6 protein-coding genes are annotated in these 6,040 nt (G+C 32.2%); 1 reads left to right on the top strand and 5 read right to left on the bottom strand.

Features of this window, described 5'->3' with window-relative positions; genetic code table 11:
* Positions 1-305 precede the first annotated feature (305 nt).
* Together gndA and LQ682_RS09915 are read right to left on the bottom strand one after the other, a co-directional pair.
* The gene (gene gndA, locus LQ682_RS09920) at positions 306-1,709 is read right to left on the bottom strand and encodes an NADP-dependent phosphogluconate dehydrogenase (protein WP_017000276.1); all 1,404 of its coding nucleotides are present in this window, start codon (positions 1,707-1,709) and stop codon (positions 306-308) included.
* Positions 1,710-1,829: 120 nt separating this feature from the next.
* On the bottom strand, positions 1,830-2,945 hold the full coding sequence (locus tag LQ682_RS09915; RefSeq protein ID WP_239724202.1) for a M20/M25/M40 family metallo-hydrolase: 1,116 nt from the start codon (positions 2,943-2,945) through the stop codon (positions 1,830-1,832).
* A 95-nt stretch (positions 2,946-3,040) separates the two neighbouring features.
* Between LQ682_RS09915 and prli42 the strand changes: the two genes are divergently transcribed.
* Positions 3,041-3,142, top strand: a complete 102-nt coding sequence (prli42, locus tag LQ682_RS09910; RefSeq protein ID WP_017000274.1) for a stressosome-associated protein Prli42 — start codon at positions 3,041-3,043, stop codon at positions 3,140-3,142.
* A 108-nt stretch (positions 3,143-3,250) separates the two neighbouring features.
* On the opposite strand, the gene LQ682_RS09905 is transcribed toward prli42, so the two are convergent.
* The 3 genes from LQ682_RS09905 to LQ682_RS09895 all read right to left on the bottom strand — a co-directional run bounded on the left by LQ682_RS09905 (position 3,251) and on the right by LQ682_RS09895 (position 6,029).
* A complete protein-coding gene (locus LQ682_RS09905) occupies positions 3,251-4,216 on the bottom strand; it encodes an aromatic acid exporter family protein (RefSeq protein WP_017000273.1) in 966 nt (321 codons plus the stop codon).
* A 17-nt stretch (positions 4,217-4,233) separates the two neighbouring features.
* Entirely contained in the window at positions 4,234-4,671 is a 438-nt protein-coding gene (locus LQ682_RS09900) for a BrxA/BrxB family bacilliredoxin (protein ID WP_239724200.1), read from the bottom strand.
* A 74-nt stretch (positions 4,672-4,745) separates the two neighbouring features.
* Positions 4,746-6,029, bottom strand: a complete 1,284-nt coding sequence (locus LQ682_RS09895; RefSeq protein WP_103269271.1) for a dihydrolipoamide acetyltransferase family protein — start codon at positions 6,027-6,029, stop codon at positions 4,746-4,748.
* Positions 6,030-6,040: the final 11 nt, after the last annotated feature.

Below are 6,040 nucleotides of genomic sequence, written 5' to 3'. Positions count from 1 at the left end.
ACCTCTACAATATTTTCTTAGTCGATTACATTGTACTAAAGTGAGCTATATTTGGCTCTTTTTTTATTACACAATTATATGGACATATTCTTTTCTACCGCGTTAATCCAACTAACCACACCTTTAAGGAACAAGTATGTGTGAGAGACTACAGAATCGAACCATAGCCTAGACAAGCATGCACGAACAAAATTATAGACTATATAAAAATAACATCTCATTTCCCTGATTTATTCAGTTAGAAATGAGATGTTATTTATTTTGAATTGGGATTTATCTCCCAGCCTCTTGACTATAACTCTTAATTACTTAGTCCATTCTGTATGGAAAATACCTTCTTGATCTTTACGTTCGTATGTGTGAGCACCGAAGTAGTCACGTTGTGCTTGGATTAAGTTTGCAGGTAGGTTTTCTGATCTATAACTATCGAAATAGTTAATTGCTGATGAGAAACCAGGTGTAGCAATACCTGCTTTAATAGCTGTAGCTGCAACTTCTCTTAATGAACCTTGGTATTTAGAAACGATATCGTTGAAGTATGGATCTAATAAAAGGTTTGTTAATTCTTTATCATTATCATAAGCTTCTTTAATTTTTTGTAAGAATTGTGCACGGATGATACAGCCTTCTCTCCAAATCATAGCAAGTTCGCCTAATTTTAGGTTCCAATTATTAGTTTCGCTAGCTGTCTTCATTTGAGCAAAGCCTTGTGCATAACTACAAATTTTACTCATATAAAGCGCCTGTCTAATTTGTTCTAAGAAAGCTTCTTTATCTCCATCAAATTCTGTAACTTCAGGATTAAATGCTTGGCTTGCTTTCACTCTTTCATCTTTAAATGAAGATATGAATCTAGCAAATACTGATTCTGTGATAATAGTTAATGGGATACCTAATTCTAAAGCATTAATAGATGTCCATTTACCAGTACCTTTTTGACCAGCTTTGTCCATGATTTTTTCTACTAAAGGAACACCATCTTCATCTAATTTTTTAAAGATCTCGCCAGTGATTTCGATTAAGTAACTTTCTAATTCACCAACGTTCCAAGATTTGAATGTTTCTGCGATTTCATTATGGTCCATGTGAAGAACACGTTTCATTAAGTCGTAACTTTCAGCAATTAGTTGCATGTCAGCATATTCTATACCGTTATGTACCATTTTCACATAGTGTCCAGCACCATCTGGTCCTACATACGTTACACAAGGTGCGCCATCTTTTGCTTTAGCAGAAATACTTTCCAATATAGGTGCTACAAGTTTGTATGCTTCTTCTTGTCCACCTGGCATGATAGATGGTCCAGTTAATGCACCTTCTTCTCCACCAGATACACCTGTACCGATAAAGTTAATGCCACTCTCATCTAGATATTGGTTTCTACGAATAGTATCTAAATAGTTAGTATTACCACCATCGATTAAAATATCACCTTTATCTAATAACGGTAATAAACTATCGATTGTTTTATCAGTTGCTTCACCAGCTTTAACCATTAATAAAATTTTTCTTGGTTTTTCTAATGAATCTACAAATTCTTCTATAGAATAATTCGGATATATATTTTTACCTTTTGACTCTTCAACCATTTGTTCTGTCTTTTCTTTAGAACGGTTAAATACTGATACTGAGTATCCACGTGATTCAATATTCCAAGCTAAGTTTTTACCCATTACAGCTAAACCGACTACACCTATTTGTTGTGTCATGAAATTTACCTCACTTTTTATCGTTTTCATATATATTTTAACATAATTCACAACTGTTTCGCGTCTATGAAAGCTTAATTTTCTTAAAAAACGAAATGAATACGTTTACAATTTATAAAATTACGCTAATTCTGAAATTGCTATAATTTGTTCTGTAATTTTTTGTAATTCTTCAATTGGCATACGCTCATTTTTAGTATGGATATATTCATAACCAACTCCTAAAATAACTGTAGGAATACCAAAACCACTAATTACGTTTCCGTCTGAGCCACCACCTAATTTAACTAACTCTGATGTTCTACCTATTTTTTCAGTTGCTTTTACAGCTAACTTAACAACATCATCTTCTTCACTTAAATTAAAGCTAGGGTACATTATATTGACTTCTACATTAGCGGTACAACCAAATTCTTCAGCAGTTTTTTCGAAAGCTTCTTTCATATGTTCAACTTGTTGTTTCATTTTTTCATCATTTAAAGAACGCGCTTCAGCTAAAATATATACATGGTCACTCACGATATTTGTAGCAGTACCACCTTCAAATCTACCGATGTTAGCTGTAGTTTCTTCATCGATTCTACCTAAACTCATATGACTTATTGCTTTAGCAGCGATATTTATAGCTGAAACACCTTTTTCAGGTTCAAGCCCAGCATGTGCAGTCTTCCCTTTAATTGTAGCTTCGATTTTAGCTTGTGTAGGCGCTGCAACAACTGTCGTTCCAACTTTACCAGGAGCATCTATCGCATATCCAAATTTAGCTTTAATATCATCAGGATTTAATGCTTTCGCTCCAACAAGACCTGTCTCTTCCCCTACTGTAATAATGAATTCAATATCTCCATGCTGAATTTCATCTTCTTTCATTACTTCAATTGCTTCTAAAATAGCTGCAAGACCAGCTTTATCATCAGAACCTAAAATTGTTTCACCATTAGAATAAATATATCCATCATCACGTATTTCTGGTTGAATATTATTACCTGGTGTTACAGTGTCCATATGACTCGTAAAATAAATAGGTGTCTTACTTGTATCTTGTCCGTGTAACGTACAAATTAAATTTCCAGCACCATATCCCGTTTCATCTTGAGAGTCATCTTCTTTAACATCTACACCTAGTTGAGTGAATTTTTGTTTCAATAAATCTGCAATCTTTCTCTCATTAGAAGATTCAGAGCCGACTTTTACTAATTCTAAAAATGTGTTAATTAAGCGTTCTTCATTGATCATGCTTGTCCCTCGTTTCATTTATTTAATTATCTCACTTTCTAGTGTATAATAGTTGATAAATATATACAAAACTAATGTTCAAAGCGAGGGTAATCATGTTAAACAAAAATGTACGAAAAATTATTATTATTGTAATGTTAGTTGCTATCGTAGCTTCATTAATATTATCGGGCGTATTGCCATTCTTATTATCATAATAAAATAACTTAATAATAATATTTCATAGCAATGGACAAGAAAGTCCTAGAAGCAAAAAGCCGGAGAAATAATCTTTCTAAAAAGAATTTTCTCCGGCTTTTATTATATTATTTTTTCAAACTTCCGAATTCAGATTTAATATGCAAGTATTCTTCAATTTCATTTAATAATTGGAATACAGAGGCTACACTTTCTAATTCTATATGGTCTTTAGGTAAATCAATCGTTTGTAGTTTAATTCTAATCGCATATAAATCATGTAGTCTCATTAATGAATAATCATTACTTTGAACATGTTGCGATACATCTAATAGTAATTTGCTGCAGAGTTGATGTGCATGCTGACTATGTTGCATAGATTCTATTAGTTTCTTCATCCGTATAAGTAAGGTTAATTGTTCTTGTCTCATATCAAAATAATGATAATAGGAATTTTCATTTCTTACAAAATGATTTTTTACATCTCTAAAAGCTAGAGATTTTGCTTTCTTAATATTATCTTCAACTTTATCAAAAGAAGGAATATTAAGTTCTTTATTTGGATCTAATAACGCTTGGCTAAAGACAAAAGTTATTAAAATAAAGTCATCTTCAATTTTACGTTTATAATGATTAAGTTTTGTATCTAGACTTGGCATAAACATATTCATAATAAGCGCGATGCCTATACCAATTATCAATAATAATACTTCATTAATAATTAAGTCTAAATCAATTTTAGGTGCTAAAAATAAATGTAATATAATAACACAACTCGTTACAATACCTTCTTGAACACCTATCATGACAGTAATAGGAATGAATAATAATACCATAATCCCAAGAACTACAGGATTAGTACCTAAGAATGTAAAGAATAATGATGCTACTAGAATTGCAATTAAACATGCTATAAATCTGTACATAGCCGCTTCAACTGATTTCACTCTTGTATCTTTAGTACATAACACTACTAAAATAGCGCTTGAAGCATAATTATCAAGTCCTATTAACTTAGAAAGGATGACAGCTAATGTCATCCCTAATGCGGTCTTTAATGTTCTATACCCTATTCTATACGGTCTTATTTGCATGCCTCTATACCAATCCTTTAGATTTCATCACAATGTTCTTCGAATAGAGCTTGAATATCTGTGATAACACTCATAGGGTCATGCCCTTCGATTTCATGTCTTTCTATCATTTTTACAATTTTACCGTCTTTAAGGAAAGCAAATGACGGACTTGAAGGTGGATAACCTTCAAAATAATCTCTTGCTGTTTCTGTTGCTTCTTTATCTTGTCCAGCAAATACTGTAACTAATTGATCTGGTAATTTATCATAATGTAAAGCATGTTGCGCAGCTGGTCTTGCGATTCCACCAGCGCAGCCACAAACTGAATTGACCATAACAAATGTTGTACCTGGTTTATTAAAAGTTTCTTCTACTTCTTCTTTTGTTGTTAATTGTTTATATCCTGCTACTTCAATTTCATTTCTTGCAGAGCTTACAACGTCATTCATATATAAATTGAAATCCATTTCCATAAGAAAAGCCTCCTGTAATAATAGTTATCTTTATTTTACAGGAGATTTCTAGTTAAAACAATGCGTAGGTGTTATTAATATATAGATGTATTTTCAATCGTCATACTTTGTATACGTTCTTTAACAAAGTTTAAAAACTCGCCTGCTAATAAGCCATCTAATATTCTATGATCAATAGATAAAGATAAATTAACCATATCACGAATGCCTATCATGTCATCAATTACTACAGGTCGTTTAACAATAGATTCAATTTGTAATATAGCTGCCTGTGGATGATTGATAATACCCATAGATGATACTGAACCAAATGAACCTGTATTATTAACAGTAAAAGTACCATCTTGCATATCTTGAGATGTTAGTTGATGTTTTCTACCTCTTGTAGCTAAATCATTAATTTCTTTTGCAATTCCTTTAATTGATTTATCATCAGCATTTTTAATAACAGGTACATATAATTTATCTTCACTTGCTACAGCTATAGATATATTGATATCTTTATTAATTTTGATTTCATCTTCATGCCAACTACTATTAAGCATTGGATACTTTTTCAACCCTTCTGCTACTGCTTTTACAAAAAATGCAAAGAAAGTAAGATTATATCCTTCGTTTTGCTTAAACGATGTCTTATGATGTTGTCGCGTTTTAACTAAATCAGTTGCGTCTACTTCAACTTGCATCCAAGCATGCGGTATTTCTTGTACACTTTGCAACATTTTATTTGCAATTGCTCTTCTAACACCATTAACAGGTATTGTATCGTGACTTGAATTTGAATTATGCTCTATAGCTGCACTTTCAGATTGTGGGCTTTGCTCTGCAGGAGTAGTATTCGCAATAGGCTCGCTTTTTTCTGTATTTCCTTTATTTTCTATTGCTTTTACAATATCTTTTTTAGTGACTCTTCCTAAATTACCAGTACCTTCAATATTTTCTAAATTAATGCCATTTTCGCTCGCTAATTTAAACACTACAGGTGAATACTGTCCATTATTTTTAGGTTTGTTATGAGACTCGCTTACAGACTGGTTATCATTTTTAATATTTTCTGATACTTCTTGAATAGATTCATGATTTTCTTGTTTATTATGATCTGAATCATTTTCTTTCTCAACTTCACCTTCTACTTCCATAGTGCAAATAACGGTCCCTACATCAATCGTTTCTCCCGCTTCTACTTTAATTTCTTTTATTACACCAGTATATGAAGAAGGTACTTCTGCTGTGACTTTATCTGTAATAACTTCACAAAGTGCGTCATATTCTTCGACATGATCGCCAGGTTTAACTAACCACTGTTCAATTGTGCCTTCGTGGACGCTCTCCCCGAGTTTCGGCATTTTTACTTCCATTTTTTTACCTC

This window comes from Mammaliicoccus sp. A-M4 (assembly GCF_022386955.1).
GTDB lineage: Bacteria > Bacillota > Bacilli > Staphylococcales > Staphylococcaceae > Mammaliicoccus > Mammaliicoccus lentus.
The sequence above is the reverse complement of the archived record's forward strand: the minus strand, read 5'-3'. Positions and strand labels throughout refer to the sequence as shown.